Below are 16,417 nucleotides of genomic sequence, written 5' to 3'. Positions count from 1 at the left end.
GGAGTGGTCGGGCGGATGGCCCAGGCGGAGTGGTCGGGCAGATGGCCCAGGCGGATTTCAGGCGGAGTGGTCGGGCTCGACGGGCATGGCCAGGGTGGTGAGATCGCCTCGGTCTGCGGAGCGGATCGCGACGGGCTGGTCGTGTCCGCGCAGGTCGATCAGGAGGTCGGGGCCGATCGCGGTACTCACGGCGGGATAGAGGGTGGTCAGCTCGAACTCGATCCGGAGGCCGGGGCCCACCACGGTCCCCGGGAGCGTGAGGACGGCGTGTCCCTCGTCCGCCGTCATGACGCTCACCCCCTGGTCGGCGACGTGCAGCCCGACGCGCTCGCCGGGAAGTTCCTCCAGGGCACGCAGGAGCGGATCCTTCGCGACGGTCACGCGCGTCGTGACCTCGCCCAGGGACGCCAGGAGCTGCCTGTGGTCGGGGTAGTCCTCGGGCAGTAGTCGGCAGTGCCGGTCCTCCTGGCCCGCGACGCGGAAGCAGATCCCGTCCGGGAAGGCTTCCAGTCGCACCAACGGGCTGCGTCGGGTCGCCGCGACCGCGGAACGCAGTTCGTCGCCGTGGACGGTGCCCGCCCATGGCCGCCTCGGCGGTTCGATCGGCACCAGGGTCCGGGTGGAGAGCCGGTACCGGTCCGTGGCGGTCAGGGTGACCGCCTCGTGATCGGCCTCGACGCGCAGCCCGGTGAGCGCCGGCACCCCGGGCTCGTGGGCCGCCGCGGTGAGGACCTGCTCGACGGCGTCCGCCAGGACGGGACCCTTCAGCACGGCGAGGGGAAGACCCGGGGCGTCGCGGAAAGCGGCCTTGATGAGCGCGGCCTTCCGCCGCACGGCTGCCGCGTTCCCGACGACCTCGGCGACGTGCTCGTCGAGCAGGCGGGACGCCTCGTCGGCCCCGGCCCCGAGGACCGCCTCGACAGCGGCGAGGGGCATCGCGAGCTCGCGGAGCCGGCGCAGTGCGGTCGCCCGGGCCACCTGGTCGGCGCTGTAGTAGCGGTACCCGGTGACCGGATCGACCTCGGCGGGGGGCAGGAGCCCTGAATCGGCGTAGAACCGCAGGGCGCTGGAGGTCAGACCACTGCGGCGGGCGAAGGCCCCGATCGGCATCAGCTCATCGTTCGGCACCTCGTCATCATGGAGTTTCGACCCACTCGAAGGTCAACACGGACGCCTCGCGCCGCCGGCCGCGAGCGCGGCGCGCACCACACCGTCCCTCCGACGCGGGGACGAGCAGTCACGGGCGCGTGACGCGGCGGTAGGCGGCGCGGGCGTGGAGCAAGCGGGCCAGGACGGTCCCGGTGACGGCCGCGGCGAGCAGGCAGGCGAGACGTCCCGCGTCGTGCGTCGCCGTCCAGGTGAGCCGGCCCACGGGCGGGATGGCGAAGCCGTTGAGGGCGACCCAGCAGAGCAGCGCGGTGCCGGGTGCGGCGATGAGCCGGGCGCCGGTGCCGGCCAGTGCGGCGATGAGGGACAGGACGGCGAGGTCGAGGGCGGGGTCGCCGTGGTGGTCCAGGAAGTTGAGGGCGGTGACCAGAGCCAGGGCCGCCGCCGAGGTCGCGACCCAGACGGAGGGCGTGGCCACGGGGTCGGGGACCGGACGTGGTCCACCGCCCATCGGCTTCCACTCCACCATGCGATCCTCCTCCGCCGACGCTCCCCGCCGTCGGGGCCCCCGCCATGGTGCACCACGACCCCGCACGCCTTCGAAATCCAGGTCTTTTTGGTGCTGGATGCCCCGTATGCCAGACGCGCCGCACCACCGGGACTCCGCACCTGACGCTCCGCGGCCTCCTCCGCCCCTCCTCATGCCCGCCCTGAACCTCGCAGCCGCTCTCACGAAGCTCGCCGCCGGCCGGTGCGCTTCCGCTGAGCGGCGCCCTCGCCCGTCACGGTTCGATGAGGCCGACGCGGATGGCGTAGCGGGTGAGACCCAGGCGGTCGCGCAGGCCGAGTTTCTGGAGGAGGTTCGCGCGGTGGCGTTCGACCGTCTTGACGCTGATGACGAGGAGGTCGCCGATCTCCTTCGAGGTGTGGCCCTCGGCGACGAGTTTCAGGATCTCCTCCTCGCGTTCGGTGATGGGCCGGGCGGGGAGGGGATCGCCGCCCCGGGCGCGGTCTAGGTAGGTGCGGACGAGGGTGGTCTCCGCCCCGGGGTAGATGAAGGGTTCGTCGCGGAGGGCGGCCCGGCAGGCCTCGACGAGGTCGCGGTCGGCGACGGACTTGGGGACGTATCCGGAGGCGCCGGCCCTGAGCGCTTCGAAGAAGTACTGCTCGTTGTCGTACATCGTCAGCATCAGGGTGCGCAGCCCCGGGCGTACGCGGGCGAGCTCGCGGGCGGCCTGGAGGCCGGTCCTGCGGGGCATGGCGATGTCGAGGATGGCCAGGTCGACGCCCTGCTCCCGGGCCCGGGCGACGGCTTCGGCCCCGTCGGCGGCCTCGGCCACCACGGTCATGTCCGGTTCGGCGTCGAGGATGAGCCGTACGCCGCGGCGGACCAGGGCGTGGTCGTCGGCGAGCAGGATGCGGGCCGGCGCGGTCATCCGGGGCTCCCCGGCCGATCCTCGGGCCCGGTCCCTGGAAGGTCCTCGGACCCGGTTCCCCGCCGGTCCTCGGGTCCGGTACCGGTACCGGTACCCGGGAGGTTCAGGCGGACCTGGGTCCCGCCGTGGGGTCCGGCGCCGAGGACGAGCTGCGCGCCGATGAGCAGCGTGCGTTCCCGCATGCCGCGGATGCCGGCCCCTTCGGCCGCGTCGCGCAGTCCCTTGCCGTTGTCGCGGACGAGCAGGGCCACTCCCCCGCGCGGCAGCGGACGGAGGTGGACCTCGACCGCGTCGGCGCCGGAGTGGCGGGCCGTGTTGGTGAGCGCCTCCTGGGCGACGCGGTACACGACCAGTTCGGCGTCCTGGGCCAGCCGCGGCAGACCGGGGGTGATGTGGGTGGTGACGCCGAGGCGGAAGGTGGTGAACTCGGCGGCCAGCGCGCGCAGGGCGCTGTGCAGGCCGAGTTCCTCCAGGACGCCGGGGCGCAGGCGGCGGGCGATGCGGCGGATCTCGTCCAGGCCGGCGCGGGTGGTCTCCTGGGCCTGGTGGAGGTCTGCGCGCACGGGCTCCGGGACCTGGTCCGCCGTGTGCTTGAGCTGGAGGAGTACGGCGGTGAGGGTCTGGCCGACCTCGTCGTGGAGTTCCTGGGCGATGCGTCGCCGCTCGGCCTCCTGCGCGGACAGGACCCGGCCGGCACTGGTGGCCCGTTCGGATTCGAGGCGGCTCAGCATCGCGTTGAACGTCGTCGTCAGCTCGGCGATCTCCCCGGTGCCGGTGACCTCGGTGCGATGGCCCGGCTGGAGGAGGTCGGCGGTGGCCATGGCGCGGCTCAGCCGCTGGAGCGGGGCGAGGCCGAACCGCAGGAGGGCGGCGTTCGCGGTGAGCATCGCCATGAGTCCGGCGATCAGTACCAGGGCCTCACCGAGCAGGACGGGGGTGGACACGGTGACGGGGCCGAGGAGGAGGAGGACGGCCACGACGAGCACGGCGGCGTTCATGAGGAAGATCCGCCAGAACAGCGACATGGTCCCGTGCCTTTCGCCGGGGGCGCCCCCTCGCCGCCACCACCACGCGCCCCGGCCCGTACCGGGACGCCGACCTTCGGGAGACCCATCGGTCCCTCCCTTCAGCGTGACCGGTGGCCGCTCCGCTTGTCCATCCGTGATGGCACCCACGTCGCGGCCCGGCGCGCGCCTGCCGCCCGGTCCCTCGGTGCCGCGGGCGCCGCCCCCACGATGCTCGCGGGGCTCATCCGGTGGGGGGAGGCCGGCCGCGGCGCCCGCGGGCGGGCTGGAAGAGGTGCGCCGCGGTCGCGGTGAGGGCCAGGCCTCCGGCGAGCAGCAGGGCCTGGGGCAGGACGGCGCCGGCGACGCCCGCGGCCAGGGCCGCGGTCAGCGCGAGCCAGGCGAAGCCCCGCCGGGACGGGCGGGGACGTCGTCGGGACGGGCCGGGCTGTCGGGACGGGCCGGACTGTCGTCGGTCGCCCTGGCGCGGAGAGTCGGACATGGCACCGCTCCTTCCTGGTTTCCCCCCGCCGTGCTCCGCGCGCTCCGCGTCCCTCCTCGCCCTCCTCGCCCTTCTCGCCCCTCGCGCCCCTCGCAGTCCCGTCAGGCGAGCACGAAGTACCGCAGCCAGACGTACAGGCCGGCGAGGGAGGTGGTGACGGCGGTGACGACCAGGCCGTACCGGCTGAACTGCCAGAACGAGATGTGGTGGCCGGCGCGGTCGGCGATGCCCACGGTGACGACGTTGGCGGAGGACGCAATGATCGTGGCGTTGCCGGCGAGGTCCGCCCCGAGGGCGAAGGACCACCACAGCACGGCGGCGTGCTCGATCCCGCCGGAGGCGGCGACGACCTCGGAGACGATCGGGCTGACGGAGGCGACGAACGGGATGTTGTCGATCACGGCCGAGGGCACCACGGAGCCGAACAGGAGCGCCATCGAGGCCCCGAACAGCTGCCCCTCGGTCGCCCGTGCTGCGGCCTGCCCGAGATCGGCGATGATCCCGGTCTGCACCATCGCGCCGACCATGACGAACAGCCCGGTGAAGAACGCGAGCGTCGGCCACTCCACGTCGCGCACGACCTCCCCCGGGTCGAGCCGGGAGACGGCCAGGAGCAGCAGCCCCCCGCTGATGGCCACCACCGAGGGCTCCAGGTGCAGCGCGGTGTGCAGGACGAAGCAGACCATCACGATCAGGATGACCACGCCGCTGACGGCCAGCAGCCGCGCGTCCTTGATCGCGTCCCTCGCGCGCAGCTCCATGACCCGAGCCGCGCGCTCGGGGTCGTAGGTGAAGGCGTGGCGGAACATCCAGCGCGCCATCACCGCGAAGACGACGACGAGCAGGGCCGCGATGGGCGTCATGTGGAGCAGGAAGTCGTTGAAGGAGAGCCCGGCCCGCGAGCCGATCATGATGTTGGGCGGATCGCCGATCAGGGTGGCGGCGCCGCTGATGTTGCAGGCCATCACCTCGGCGATCAGGTACGGAACCACGGGGAGGGCGAGCCGCTCGCACACCAGGATGGTCACCGGCACGAGCAGGAGGACGGTCGTGACGTTGTCCAGCCACGCGGAGAGGAGTGAGGTCACGAGGATCAGCAGGACCATGAGCCGGTACGGCCGCCCCCGGGCCCGTTGCGCCGCCCAGATGGCCATGAACTCGAACACGCCCGTGCGCTTGAGGACCGAGACGATCAGCATCATGCCCAGGAGCAGGAAGACGACGTTCCAGTCGATCCCCGCGTGTTCGGAGAAGAAGGCGTGCTCGGGGGTCGTCGCCCCGATGAGCAGCATGACCACGGCGCCTCCGAGCGCGGCGGCCACCCGGTGGACCCACTCGGTCGCGATCAGCACGTAGACGACGACGAAGACCGCCAGTGCCAACCACGTGGTCATGCTCACGGCGGCACCACGCCGACGTCACGGCGGGCCGGGAGGGGATGTCTTCGGCAGGAGTGGGGGGACGGTGAGGTCATCGGCGCGGACTCCGTTCGTGCCGTGGCCGCGAACACGCCCACCGCCCCGGCCCGGACGCCGCCGCACGCCACGCGTCACGCGCTGCGGTCCGGCACCACGCGAGGCACCAGGAGTGCTCCTCCACCCCACCCTCACCGACGGTGCCGCGCCGCCGCATCGGGGCCGGCACCCATCTTCGCCCCTTTTCCTCCCTTTCCCTCCCTTACGGGGCAGCGCCGTCGGCGGTCCGGTCGACGGCGCTGCCGTCCGCGGGGGTCAGCTCTGCCCCGTGTCGCCGGAGCCCTTCTCGTACGAGCTGGTGCCCGAGTCCAGGAGCGGTTCCTGCTCGGTGGGGGCGTCCTTCAGGTGCGCCGGGGCGAAGGCGCGCAGCACGTGGTAGCCGGTGATGACGACGATCGTGCCGAGCGCGATGCCGCCGAGCTCGAAGGTGTCGGTGAAGGTCAGCTTCACACCCCCGACGCCGATGATGATGCCGGCGGCGGCCGGGACCAGGTTGAGCGGGTTGCGCAGGTCGACCTTGGCGTTGATCCAGATCTGGGCGCCGAGCAGGCCGATCATGCCGTAGAGGATGACGGTGATGCCGCCGAGGACGCCGCCGGGGATCGCGGCGACGACCGCGCCGAACTTGGGGCAGAGGCCGAAGAGCAGCGCGAAGCCCGCGGCGGCCCAGTAGGCGGCCGTGGAGTAGACGCGGGTGGCGGCCATGACGCCGATGTTCTCGGAGTACGTGGTGTTCGGCGGTCCGCCCAGGGCCGTGGACAGCATCGAGGCGGCGCCGTCGGCGGCGATCGCGGTGCCCAGCTTGCCGTCGAGGTTGTCGCCGGTCATCTCGCCGACGGCCTTGACGTGGCCGGCGTTCTCGGCGATCAGGGCGATGACGACGGGGAGCGCGACGAGGATCGCGGACCACTCGAAGCTGGGGCCGTGGAAGGAGGGCAGGCCGATCCAGTCGGCCTGGCCCACGCCGGAGAGGTCGAGCCGCCAGTGGTCCTCGACCTTGCCCGCGGGCGACATCGAGTGGATCTTGCCGAAGACGAGGTCGAAGACCCAGGAGACGGCGTAGCCGAAGATCAGTCCGAGGAAGATCGCGATCCGGGACCAGAAGCCGCGCAGGCAGACCACGGCCAGACCGGTGAAGAGCATCACCAGCAGCGCCGTCCACTGGTCCTGCGGCCAGTAGGTGGAGGCGGTCACGGGCGCCAGATTGAAGCCGATCAGCATGACGACGGCACCGGTCACGATCGGCGGCATCGCGGCGTGGATGATCCGGGCGCCGAACTTCCGCACGGCGAGACCGGCGAGGAAGAGCACCGCGCCGACGACGAGGACGGCGCCGGTGACGGTGGCGCTGCTGCCGCCGGAGGCCCGGATCGCGGCGGCGACGCCGACGAAGGAGAGCGAGCAGCCGAGGTACGAGGGGATCGTGCCCCGGGTGGCGAGCAGGAAGATGATCGTGGCGACGCCGGACATCATGATCGCGAGGTTCGGGTCGAGCCCCATCAGCACCGGGGCGACGAAACTCGCGCCGAACATGGCGACCACGTGCTGGGCGCCGAGACCGGCGGTGCGGGGCCAGGACAGCCGCTCGTCGGGGCGGACGACGGCCCCGGGGGCGGGCGTTCTCCCGTCCCCGTGCAGGGTCCAGCGCACGCCGAGATTCATGAGGTCGCTCCCGTTCTCCGGATCCGGCGGCCGTGTCGGGCCGCCGCGTCAGGCCGTAAAAGATCAGCCACATGTTATGCGCCGGGGGTGGGCCCGAAGGCGACCGCGCTGACCAGGCCGGACGAGGGCGGCGGGGGGCGGCCGGGTGGCCGGGTGGCGGCGGGGTGGCCGGGTGGCGACGACGCCTCCGAGCGCGGGCGGGCCCGCCAGACCGTCGGGCGGCACGGTCTCAGACAGGCGGGCGGAGCGGTCGGACAGCCGGGCGAGGCGGTCAGACCGTTCCGGGCTGTCGGTGCCCGTCCGTCGGCGGCTCGGGTGCCCGGCGTTCCGCCGGGGGCAGCAGCAGTACTTCCAGGGCCCGCGCGCAGGACCGGGCCTGTGCCAGGAACCAGTCGAGCCGCGTGTCCGTGATCACCTCGGGTGTCGCCCGGACCGCGAGCGCGAAGCGCGCGTGACCCGTCCGTTCCAGGACCGGCACCGCGACCGTCCGCACCCCGGGCGCCGACTCCCCGTCGTTCAGGGCGTGGCCCGCCTCCCTGACCCGCGACAACTCGGCCGCCAGCGCGCCTGGTTCGACGATGGTCCGGTCCGTGAACGCGTACAACGGCGGCAGTGCGAGCGGCCCCGGCTCACCCGCCCTCGGCCAGGCCAGCAGCACCTTTCCCAGCGCCGTCGAGTGCAGCGGCCGGCGCAGCCCCACCTTCGGTGTCACCGAGCCGCCCGCCACGATGACCGCGTACGGGCCGCTGCGCAGGGCCAGGTCGGCGGTGGCGCCGGTCCGCTCGGCCAGGTCGGCCAGCTCCGGCGCGGCGAGATGCAGTCCCCGCTGGTGGTACGAGAGCCGGCCGAGCTCCGTCACCGCGGGACCGAGCCGGTAGCGGGCCGTGCGGACGTCCTGCTCCAGGAAGTCGGCCGCGAGCAGGGTCCGGACCAACCGGTGGGCCGTCGAGGTGGAGAGCCCGAGCCGGCGGGCCAGGTCGGAGACGCTCAGGTCCGGCCGGTTGTCGTGGAAGCTGTGCAGCACGTCCAGGGCACGTCGGACCGCCTGGGCGCCCGCCGGGGCCCGTACGGGCTCGGCCTCGGTGGTCATGGCGTGGAATCCCCCTCGGTGATCGGCACCTCACGCTCCCACATGATGGGAGGCTGAACGACCCCGCAGGACGGGAGGAAACACTCCGTTCATACGCAATCCCACATGGTGGGAAGCGAGTTGTGACGAGCCGGAAGACCGTGCCATGGTTCCGGCCAACACCGCAGGAGAACACGGCGCCGGGAACACCGCGCCGCGGGTTCACGACACCGGAGGGAGCAGGTCCGCCATGAGCGTGCACATGTGCCGTACGACGCCGCACGCCGCTCCCGCTGTTCCTCCCGCCCTCCTCGGGCTCACCCGGCGCCGTCACATCGACCTGGCGCGGGTCGCGGGCACCGGCTGTCGTCGCGGCTAGCCGACGCCGCTCCCCCGCCCCACCCTTCCCACTCGCCCCGCGCCGTCCCCGGCCCGGCACCGGCGGCCCCCCGCTCCCGCCTTCCGCCCTTCCGCCTTCCGCCTTCGGTCTTCGGCTTCGGTCTTCCGCCGTCTGCCCTCTGCCCTCCGTCTCCTCCCTCGGCGCCGTACGCGCGCCGCCTCCTCCGCCGCGGCGTCGCGCCGTCGTGCCCGGCAGCGCCCCGGTACGGCACCGCCTCGCCCCCGCACCCTTGGACGCCTCCATGACCGACACCCGCGTGCCCGCCACGCTCTGGTTCACCCGCTGCCCCGTCCCCACCGCCACCGGTGTGGCCGCCGACCGCGGCTGGCTGGCCGCCGAGTTCGCGCCGGACGGCATCGCCGTCCGCTCCCTCCAGGACGCCGACCCGGGCGCCGACCGCTCCGCCCACTACACCCACGACCTGCCCGGCCTCTTCCGCGAGGGCGGCAACGTCCCCGCCCTGTGGGCGCGTTCGCGCGGCCAGGGCACCCGGCTGATCGGCCTCACATGGATCGAGGAGCGCCAGGTCGTGCTCGTCGCGCCCGGCTCCCCGGTGCGGGGCGCCGCCGCCCTGCGCGGACTCCGGCTCGCGGTGCCCCGGCACGACGTGCCGATCGACTTCTGGCGGGCCATGGCGCTCCGCGGCTTCGAGGGCGCCCTCGCCTCCGGCGGTCTCGGGCTCGACGACGCCCGGCTCGTCGACGTCCCCGCGGCCGGGCACCACGGGCAGTGGGCCGCCGAACTCGACGCGCTGCGCCGGGGCGAGGTCGACGCCGTGTACGTCAAGGGCGCCCTCGCCGTCGAGTCGGCCCGCCGCGCCGGTGCCGAGGTGGCCGTCGAGCTCGACGCGCTCCCCGACCCGGCGCACCGGGTCAACAACGGCACCCCCCGCCCCCTCACCGTCCACCAGGACCTCCTCGACCGCCACCCCGACGTGGTGGACCGCTTTCTCGCCGTCCTGCTCCGGGCCGCCGACTGGGCCGCCGGCGAACCGGCGGAGGTCGCCCGCATCCTCGGCGCGGAGACCGGCGCGGGGGCGGCAGGCGTCGCGGGGGCCTACCGCGCCGACACCCACCGCACGCTGCACCCCGATCTGTCCGGCACCCGGCTCGACCTGCTGGCCGAGCAGGAGGCGGCGCTGCGCGCCCACGGCTTCCTCCCCGAGGCGGTCGACGTCCGGGCCTGGGCCGACCCGGAGCCGCTGCGCCGGGCCGGACGGCTCGTCGCCGGCCCGACGTCACCGAGCCCCGTCGCGTAACCAGGCCCCGTACGCGCCCCCGTGGACCCGTACACCCCGTACGGGCCTGGGCGCACCGGCCCGGATTGCCCCGTCCGCCGCTCTCTCCCCGCCCCCGCACGCCCCCTCACTCCTTCCCGCACCCCGCCCACCAAGGACGACCGCCATGCGCCCATTCGCCCCTCTCACCGCTCTGGCGGCCCTCGCCGCCCTCACCACCCTCACCGCCTGCGGCGCCGACCCGGCGGCCGACTCGGCCTCCGGCCGGGGCGGCGACGGGGCGAAGCGCGGCACGGTCACCGTCCGCATCCCCGACCCCGGGAACGCCGGGATCCTCGCCCGGGGCAAGCAGGACGGCAGCCTGGACAAGGCACTCTCCGCCGTGGGCGCCGAGGTGGCCTGGACCGGCAGCGCCGGGCCCTTCGCCCCCGCCGCCCAGGCGATGAACGCCGACCAGCTGGACTTCGCCACCGGCTCCATCACCTCCGGCATCACCTCCCTCGCCCAGAAGCCCGGCTTCGCCTTCTTCACCGCCACCGACCCCGACCCCGTCGGTGAGGGCATCCTCGTCCGCGAGGGCTCCGACATCGGCTCCCTGAAGGACCTCGTCGGCCGCAAGGTCGCCGTCAACAAGGGCGGCACGGGCGAGTACCTGCTCCTCAAGGCCCTCGCGAAGGAGGGCATCCCGGCCGACGCGGTCGAACGGGTCTATCTCCGGCCCGACCAGACCGCCGCCGTCTTCAACGCCGGACAGGTCGACGCCTGGGCCGTCTGGTCCACCTACGCGGTGGCCGAGATCGGCAGCGGCAAGGCACGCTTCCTCGCCGACGGCGCGGCGATCGGCTCCGACAACTACAGCCTCAACGCCGTCCGTTCGGACTTCGCGAAGGAGCACCCCGCCATCGTGAAGGCGCTCTACCACTACCTCCACGACAACAGCGCCAAGGAGCGGAAGGACCCGGCCGCCTACCTCAACGTCTTCACCGACGCCGGCCCCACCGCCGTCACCGGCAGGGCCAGGGACGTCCAGATCGACTTCACCCGCAAGGGCGGGACCGTCGACCCCATCGGCCCGGAGGACGTCGAGCGGTTCGAGACGGTCGCCCGCTTCTACGCCGACCAGAAGGTCACCCCCGCGACGGTCGACATCGCCTCCCACCTCCTCGACGTCGAGTCCCTGTCGTGACGGCGCCCCCGGCCCCCGGCCTCGTCACCCCCCGCCCCTCGGTCCGCCGCCCCCGCTCCCGGGGGTACGCGGTCACCGTCCGCGCCCTCGGGCCGGTCGCCCTGCTCGTCCTGTGGTGGGCCTCGTCCGCCACCGGCCTCCTCACCCCCGACGTCCTGGCATCGCCCGCCCAAGTACTGGACGCGGTGGGTGAGTTGTGGGGCAACGGTCAGCTGTCCGACGCACTCGCCACCTCCCTCACCCGGTCCGGGATCGGACTCGTCATCGGTCTCGCCGCCGGCCTCGCCCTCGGCATCACCACCGGCTTCACCCGGCTCGGCGACGAACTCCTCGACTCCTCCCTCCAGACCCTGCGCACCATCCCCTTCCTCTCCCTGGTGCCGCTCTTCATGGTCTGGTTCGGCATCAACGAGACCGCGAAGATCCTGCTCATCGCCGTCGCCACCACCTTCCCCATGTACGTCTCCACCAGCGGCGGCGTCCGCAACACCGACCGCAAGCTCGTCGAGGCCATGCGCAGCTTCGGCCTCGGCCGGCTCGCGATCGTCCGCCAGGTCGTCCTCCCGGGTGCCCTGCCGTCGCTCCTCGCGGGCCTGCGTCTCTCGATGACGCTCAGCGTCATCGCGCTCATCGCCGCCGAGGAGATCAACGCCACGGCGGGCATCGGCTACTTGATGTCCCAGGCCCAGAGCTACGCCCGCACCGACATCCTCGCCGTCTGCATCCTCGTCTACGGACTCCTCGGCCTCACCGCCGACGTGCTGGTCCGCGGACTGGAGCGGATCCTCATGCCCTGGCGCACCGCCGGCCCCGGAGGGACGACACGATGACCGCCGTTCGCGTACGAGGACTGCGCCGCGCCTTCGGGGACCGCGCCGTCATCGACGGTCTCGATCTCACCCTCGGGCGCGGCGAGTTCGTCGCCCTGCTCGGTGCCAGCGGCAGCGGCAAGACCACCCTGCTGCGGATCCTCGGCGCCCTCGACGGCGCCGACGGGGGCGAGGTCCTCGTCCCCGAGGCCCGCACGATCGTCTTCCAGGAGCCCCGGCTCATCCCCTCGAAGAAGGTCCTGCCCAATGTCACCGTCGGGCTGCCGCGCGGCGCCGCCACCCGGGCGACGGGTCTGCGGGCCCTCGCCGAGGTCGGCCTGGAGCGGCACGCGGACGCCTGGCCGGCCACCCTCTCCGGCGGCGAGGCCCAGCGGGTCGCGCTGGCCAGGGCGCTGGTCCGCGAGCCGGAACTCCTGCTGCTCGACGAGCCGTTCGCGGCCCTCGACGCGCTGACCCGCCTCCGGATGCAGGATCTGGTGGGCGAACTGCGCCGGATCCACCGACCCGCCGTCCTGCTCGTCACCCACGACGTCGACGAGGCCGTGCGGCTCGCCGACCGGGTCGCCGTCCTGCGTGACGGCCGGCTCGTGACCGACGAACCCGTGGCCGTCCCCCACCCCCGCGATCCCGGCGATCCCGAGGTCGTCGCCCTGCGCCGCCGCCTCCTCGCCGACCTCGGCGTGCACGCCACCGCGCCCCGCCCTGACCGCGCCTCGGCCACCGACGGCCCGACCCCCACACCCGCGCCCGCGCCCGCAACGGGACCCGCTTCGGGACCCGCATCCACCCCGGCACCCGCCCCGCAGAAGGAGTTCTCCGCATGACCGTCACCCTCGGCGTCCACCGCAGCAACCCGTCGCTCTTCCACCTCTCCCGGCTCGGCTACGCGGAGGAGGAGCTGGCCGCCCTCGGCGAGACGGCGCGCTGGCACGCGTACACCGACGGCGTGCGCACCGGCGCCCTCCTCTCCGACGGCACCATCGACTTCGGCGGCACCGGTTCGACCCCGCCGGTCACCGCCCAGGCGGCCGGTCACGACATCGTCTACACCGCGATCTCGGCGCCCCGCCCCGATCACGGCGCCCTGCTCGTCCCGGAGGACAGCCCGGTCCGTACCGTCGCCGACCTCCAGGGAGGAACCGTCCACCTCGCCATCGGCTCGTGGCAGACGCACCTCGTCGCCCAGGCCCTGGACGACGCGGGCCTCTCCTACGCCACCGACATCACCCCGGTGCGCGGCGACGCGGGCAGCGAGGCGCGGCTCCGCTCCGGCGCGATCACCGCCTGGGTCGCGCAGGGCGCCGAGCTCGCGGCGGCCCGTCGTACGGGCGGGCTGCGCACCCTGGTCCGCACCGGCGACGTCATATCCGACCGGTCCGTGTTCTTCACCCGCAGGGATCTGGCAGAAGAGCGGCCCGAGCTGGTGGAGGCGCTGGTCCGGGCGCTCCGCAGGGCCGACGCGTGGGCGGCCGCGCACCCCGGCGAGGCGGCGGCGATCGCCGCCGCCGACCAGGGCGGCTCAGCGGAGGACTGGGAGACGGCGCTGCGCGCCCTGCCGTGGACGATCGAGGAGGTCAGCGAGGAGTTCATCGCCGAGCAGCAGCGAGCCGCCGACATCTTCCACCGGACCGGGTTCATCGACCGCGCCGTCACCGTCGCCGACGCACTGCCCCGGAAGGCCTGACGCCATGACCTCCCCGGCACCCGAAGTCCTCTGGTACATCATCCCCCGCGAAGGCGCCTACCCCTGGGAGCCGGAGGGCCGCAGGCCCGTCGACCTGGGCTATCTCCAGCACCTGGCCTCCACCGTCGAACGCCTCGGCTACACCGGCGCGCTGCTGGCCACCGACCTGTACGACGTCTGGCCGCTCGGCTCGGCCCTCGCCGCCACCACGAGCACCCGCTTCAAACCGCTGCTCGCCGTCCATCCCGGCCTGATCTCGCCCACCCTGCTCGCCAAGACGGCGCTCACCTTCGACAACCTCTTCGGCGGCCGGCTGCGCTTCAACGTCGTCAACGGCTCCACCGAGTCCCTCCGCGAGTACGGGCTGCACGTCGACCACGACGAGCGGTACGAGCTGAGCGCCGAGTACTGGTCGATCGTGAAACGGCTCACGGCCGGTGAGGTCTTCGACCACAAGGGCCGCTTCTACGACCTCCGGAACGCGGGCGCCTCCTTCCGCGACCTGCGCCCGGTCCAGGCCCCGCACGTCCCGCTCTGGTTCGGCGGCTCGTCCGCCCCCGGCATCGAGATGGCCGCCGAACACGTCGACGTCTATCTCACCTGGGGCGAGCCGCCGCACCTCCTCAGGGAGAAGCTCGACCGGGTGCGGGCCCGGGCCGCGGCGCACGGCCGGTCCCTCCGCGTCGGCCTGCGCCTGCACCTCATCGTCCGGGACACGGAGGACGAGGCCTGGGCCGCCGCCGACCGGCTGCTCGACGTCACCAGCGAGGCGACGTACGCCCGTCAGCTCGGCGAGCGGGCCGGGGAGGAGGGCGTCGGCTGGCAGCGGCAGTTCCGCCAGCACGGAGGCAGGGTGCCCGCCCGCGCCCGGGAGCTGGAGACGTACCCCAACCTGTGGCCGGGCATGAGCCTCTTCCGGCCGGGTCCCGGCACGGCGCTCGTGGGTTCCACCTCGCAGGTCGTGGAGCGGCTCCAGGAGTTCCGGGAGCTGGGTGTGGACACCTTCATCCTGTCCGGGAACCCGCTCCTGGAGGAGGCGTACCGGGTCGCGGAGACGGTCCTGCCGGCGCTCGGCGTGCGTCCTTGACGGACGTCGCGCGGCTTGCGGAGCCGGCGGTCGGAGGGGATGCCCGCCGGCGTGCTCGGAACCTCGGGTTCCGAGCGGCTAGAGGACGGCGCGAACGGTCGTCGTGTCGAACTGCTCGGCCGCCCAGGGCAGTGCGGCGCAGGTCAGCAGGAACCAGGGGTCGTACGTCACCGCCGCTGCCCGGGCGGGGTACGGCTCCTCCGTCTCGGCGGCCGCGGCACGGAGAAGGACGGCGGCCGGGCCGGCCGCGTACCGCTTCGCGGCCTGCCCGCCGCCGGGGGTGAACCGTTCCTCCCAGAAGAGCGGGTCGACCCGCGCGGTGCCGCGGGAGGGCCGGGCGTCGTCCATCAGGTCGGCCCCTTCGCAGTGGAAGGTCCAGCAGCCGAGCCCGCCGCGGACGACGAGGGTCCCGGGCCAGGTCACGAGCTCGAAGCCCTGCCAGGACGCCCTGGGCAGGTCGAAGCGGAGATGGCGGTAGCCGCCGTCCCTGCGGAGAACCGTCATCAGCGCACCCCAGGAGTCGACCGCGAAGCGGGCCTCGGTCTCCGCGATGTCCCGCTGGAGCTCGTCGTACGGATCGGTCACGTTCATCTGGGCGCCTCCCTGTGGGTTCAGCGCACGCGGTGGTGCGCTCCTCTCGCCTGCCCCGGAACCGTCGGGGCACCGCCGGGACCAACGAGATGGCGCGCGGGGAGGGTGCGCCGGTACGCGACGTTGACGTGATTCCGCTGTTCCGCACGAGGGTGCGGGAGCGCGACGGGGACGGCCCGGGTGCGAGGGTGGCGCACGGGGCCGCCCCCGTCCCCTCAGGCCGGGCGCGCCCGCCCGGTGGGCTTCTCCACCGAGGTCAGGAAGCCTCGCACGGTCTCCGGCCCGGCGGCCTCGAAGCCTGCAGCGGCCGTCACCACCTCACCGATCACCGGCACGAAGAAGCTCCGTCCGAGTCCCGGGGTCTGCTCCTCGACCTCCCGCGGTACGCGTCGCCGATCGGCCGTATCCCGTCCGTGTCCGACCGGACCGAGACGCCCCAGCCGGTCCCCGTCGCGCGAGCGCGCCCGGCCCTCCCGCGGGGTGGAGACGAGGCGGCGCGCCCGGGAGCGTGCCTCCCTGCGTGGGGGCCCGTCGAGGGACGGGCCCCCGGGCTCACCTCGGTCTCGGCATGCCCGGACCGGCGAACCGGCGAGGCCCCCGTGTCAGCCGATCGAGAGAAGGTCGACGACGAAGACCAGGGTCTCGCCCGCCTTGATGGCCGGCGACGGGGAACGGTCGCCGTAGGCCAGGTGGGGCGGGATGACCAGCTTCCTCCGGCCACCGACCTTCATGCCGCGCACCCCCATCTCCCAGCCCTTGATGACCTGCTTGCCCCCCAGGGTGAACTCGAAGGGCTCGCCGCGGTTCCACGAGGCGTCGAACTCCTCGCCGGTGGAGTGGGCCACCCCGAGGTAGTGGACCGACACCACGGCCCCCTTGGTGGCCTCGTCCCCGTCGCCGACCCAGACGTCCTCGATGTGCAGATAGGGGGACGGGCGGCCCTGGGGGGTGTCGATCTCCGGTCGTTCAAGGGCCATCGCCCGCTCCTCGCTCTCGTCGCCGGCCCGACCTGCCGCCGCCCGGCATCACTGAGCGATCACTCTCGCACGCCGCCCGACAAGAACATGACGCGACCCGACCCCGGGAACCCCGACGCGCCGGGCGCACCTGACCTGCCTGCGCCTGCGACCGCCGCATCGACCCACCC

17 protein-coding genes are annotated in these 16,417 nt (G+C 73.7%); 7 read left to right on the top strand and 10 right to left on the bottom strand.

Annotated elements, in window-relative coordinates:
• Positions 1-57: 57 nt before the first annotated feature.
• From ACF1BN_RS25910 to ACF1BN_RS25875, 8 genes are all read right to left on the bottom strand, one after another.
• Positions 58-1,128: a MerR family transcriptional regulator gene (locus ACF1BN_RS25910; protein ID WP_392333994.1), complete on the bottom strand. Its 1,071-nt coding sequence runs from the start codon at positions 1,126-1,128 to the stop codon at positions 58-60.
• A 109-nt stretch (positions 1,129-1,237) separates the two neighbouring features.
• The gene (locus ACF1BN_RS25905; protein WP_392333993.1) at positions 1,238-1,636 is read right to left on the bottom strand and encodes a hypothetical protein; all 399 of its coding nucleotides are present in this window, start codon (positions 1,634-1,636) and stop codon (positions 1,238-1,240) included.
• 253 nt (positions 1,637-1,889) lie between these two features.
• Positions 1,890-2,543, bottom strand: coding sequence for a response regulator (locus ACF1BN_RS25900; protein ID WP_392333992.1), 654 nt, complete (start codon positions 2,541-2,543; stop codon positions 1,890-1,892).
• Entirely contained in the window at positions 2,540-3,568 is a 1,029-nt protein-coding gene (locus tag ACF1BN_RS25895) for a HAMP domain-containing sensor histidine kinase (protein ID WP_392333991.1), read from the bottom strand. Before ACF1BN_RS25895 ends, ACF1BN_RS25900 begins: the two co-directional genes overlap by 4 nt.
• Positions 3,569-3,791: 223 nt before the next feature.
• On the bottom strand, positions 3,792-4,049 hold the full coding sequence (locus tag ACF1BN_RS25890; protein ID WP_392333990.1) for a hypothetical protein: 258 nt from the start codon (positions 4,047-4,049) through the stop codon (positions 3,792-3,794).
• 101 nt (positions 4,050-4,150) lie between these two features.
• Positions 4,151-5,449 (bottom strand): SLC13 family permease, encoded by a 1,299-nt coding sequence (locus ACF1BN_RS25885; protein WP_392333989.1) that lies wholly within the window; start codon positions 5,447-5,449, stop codon positions 4,151-4,153.
• 330 nt (positions 5,450-5,779) lie between these two features.
• Positions 5,780-7,186, bottom strand: coding sequence for a uracil-xanthine permease family protein (locus ACF1BN_RS25880; RefSeq protein ID WP_392333988.1), 1,407 nt, complete (start codon positions 7,184-7,186; stop codon positions 5,780-5,782).
• Positions 7,187-7,457: 271 nt separating this feature from the next.
• Positions 7,458-8,276: an IclR family transcriptional regulator gene (locus ACF1BN_RS25875; protein WP_392333987.1), complete on the bottom strand. Its 819-nt coding sequence runs from the start codon at positions 8,274-8,276 to the stop codon at positions 7,458-7,460.
• Between the two features lie 229 nt (positions 8,277-8,505).
• Here ACF1BN_RS25875 and ACF1BN_RS25870 point away from each other — a divergent pair, with 229 nt between their 5' ends.
• The 7 genes from ACF1BN_RS25870 (at position 8,506) to ACF1BN_RS25840 (ending at position 14,679) form a co-directional block, all read left to right on the top strand.
• A complete protein-coding gene (locus ACF1BN_RS25870) occupies positions 8,506-8,634 on the top strand; it encodes a putative leader peptide (protein ID WP_392333986.1) in 129 nt (42 codons plus the stop codon).
• Between the two features lie 262 nt (positions 8,635-8,896).
• A complete protein-coding gene (locus ACF1BN_RS25865) occupies positions 8,897-9,913 on the top strand; it encodes an ABC transporter substrate-binding protein (protein WP_392333985.1) in 1,017 nt (338 codons plus the stop codon).
• A 145-nt stretch (positions 9,914-10,058) separates the two neighbouring features.
• Positions 10,059-11,078 (top strand): NrtA/SsuA/CpmA family ABC transporter substrate-binding protein, encoded by a 1,020-nt coding sequence (locus ACF1BN_RS25860; RefSeq protein ID WP_392333984.1) that lies wholly within the window; start codon positions 10,059-10,061, stop codon positions 11,076-11,078.
• Positions 11,075-11,908 carry an ABC transporter permease gene (locus tag ACF1BN_RS25855; RefSeq protein WP_392333983.1) on the top strand — a complete coding sequence of 278 codons (834 nt, stop codon included), beginning with the start codon at positions 11,075-11,077 and terminating at the stop codon, positions 11,906-11,908. The genes ACF1BN_RS25860 and ACF1BN_RS25855 overlap by 4 nt, the downstream gene beginning before the upstream one ends.
• Positions 11,905-12,732 (top strand): ABC transporter ATP-binding protein, encoded by an 828-nt coding sequence (locus ACF1BN_RS25850; RefSeq protein ID WP_392333982.1) that lies wholly within the window; start codon positions 11,905-11,907, stop codon positions 12,730-12,732. The genes ACF1BN_RS25855 and ACF1BN_RS25850 overlap by 4 nt, the downstream gene beginning before the upstream one ends.
• Positions 12,729-13,592, top strand: coding sequence for an ABC transporter substrate-binding protein (locus ACF1BN_RS25845; protein ID WP_392333981.1), 864 nt, complete (start codon positions 12,729-12,731; stop codon positions 13,590-13,592). The genes ACF1BN_RS25850 and ACF1BN_RS25845 overlap by 4 nt, the downstream gene beginning before the upstream one ends.
• Before the next feature lie 4 nt (positions 13,593-13,596).
• The gene (locus ACF1BN_RS25840; protein WP_392333980.1) at positions 13,597-14,679 is read left to right on the top strand and encodes an LLM class flavin-dependent oxidoreductase; all 1,083 of its coding nucleotides are present in this window, start codon (positions 13,597-13,599) and stop codon (positions 14,677-14,679) included.
• A 78-nt stretch (positions 14,680-14,757) separates the two neighbouring features.
• Here the strand turns inward: ACF1BN_RS25840 and ACF1BN_RS25835 are convergent, their stop codons facing one another.
• Together ACF1BN_RS25835 and ACF1BN_RS25830 are read right to left on the bottom strand one after the other, a co-directional pair.
• On the bottom strand, positions 14,758-15,270 hold the full coding sequence (locus tag ACF1BN_RS25835) for a hypothetical protein (protein WP_392333979.1): 513 nt from the start codon (positions 15,268-15,270) through the stop codon (positions 14,758-14,760).
• Between the two features lie 602 nt (positions 15,271-15,872).
• Complete coding sequence (locus ACF1BN_RS25830; RefSeq protein ID WP_392333978.1) at positions 15,873-16,247, bottom strand: FKBP-type peptidyl-prolyl cis-trans isomerase; 375 nt, start codon at positions 16,245-16,247, stop codon at positions 15,873-15,875.
• Positions 16,248-16,417: the final 170 nt, after the last annotated feature.

This window comes from Streptomyces sp. NPDC014861, from assembly GCF_043081625.1.
In the GTDB taxonomy this organism is placed as follows: Bacteria; Actinomycetota; Actinomycetes; order Streptomycetales; family Streptomycetaceae; genus Streptomyces.
The sequence above is the reverse complement of the archived record's forward strand: the minus strand, read 5'-3'. Positions and strand labels throughout refer to the sequence as shown.

Coding starts and splice junctions, on each gene's coding strand:
- ACF1BN_RS25905 (WP_392333993.1), bottom strand. CDS start 1,636: ATGGTGGAGTGGAAGCCGATGGGCGGTGGACCACGTCCGGTCCCCGAC.
- ACF1BN_RS25900 (WP_392333992.1), bottom strand. CDS start 2,543: ATGACCGCGCCGGCCCGCATCCTGCTCGCCGACGACCACGCCCTGGTC.
- ACF1BN_RS25895 (WP_392333991.1), bottom strand. CDS start 3,568: ATGTCGCTGTTCTGGCGGATCTTCCTCATGAACGCCGCCGTGCTCGTC.
- ACF1BN_RS25890 (WP_392333990.1), bottom strand. CDS start 4,049: ATGTCCGACTCTCCGCGCCAGGGCGACCGACGACAGTCCGGCCCGTCC.
- ACF1BN_RS25880 (WP_392333988.1), bottom strand. CDS start 7,186: ATGAATCTCGGCGTGCGCTGGACCCTGCACGGGGACGGGAGAACGCCC.
- ACF1BN_RS25875 (WP_392333987.1), bottom strand. CDS start 8,276: ATGACCACCGAGGCCGAGCCCGTACGGGCCCCGGCGGGCGCCCAGGCG.
- ACF1BN_RS25870 (WP_392333986.1), top strand. CDS start 8,506: ATGAGCGTGCACATGTGCCGTACGACGCCGCACGCCGCTCCCGCTGTT.
- ACF1BN_RS25865 (WP_392333985.1), top strand. CDS start 8,897: ATGACCGACACCCGCGTGCCCGCCACGCTCTGGTTCACCCGCTGCCCC.
- ACF1BN_RS25860 (WP_392333984.1), top strand. CDS start 10,059: ATGCGCCCATTCGCCCCTCTCACCGCTCTGGCGGCCCTCGCCGCCCTC.
- ACF1BN_RS25850 (WP_392333982.1), top strand. CDS start 11,905: ATGACCGCCGTTCGCGTACGAGGACTGCGCCGCGCCTTCGGGGACCGC.
- ACF1BN_RS25845 (WP_392333981.1), top strand. CDS start 12,729: ATGACCGTCACCCTCGGCGTCCACCGCAGCAACCCGTCGCTCTTCCAC.
- ACF1BN_RS25840 (WP_392333980.1), top strand. CDS start 13,597: ATGACCTCCCCGGCACCCGAAGTCCTCTGGTACATCATCCCCCGCGAA.
- ACF1BN_RS25835 (WP_392333979.1), bottom strand. CDS start 15,270: ATGAACGTGACCGATCCGTACGACGAGCTCCAGCGGGACATCGCGGAG.
- ACF1BN_RS25830 (WP_392333978.1), bottom strand. CDS start 16,247: ATGGCCCTTGAACGACCGGAGATCGACACCCCCCAGGGCCGCCCGTCC.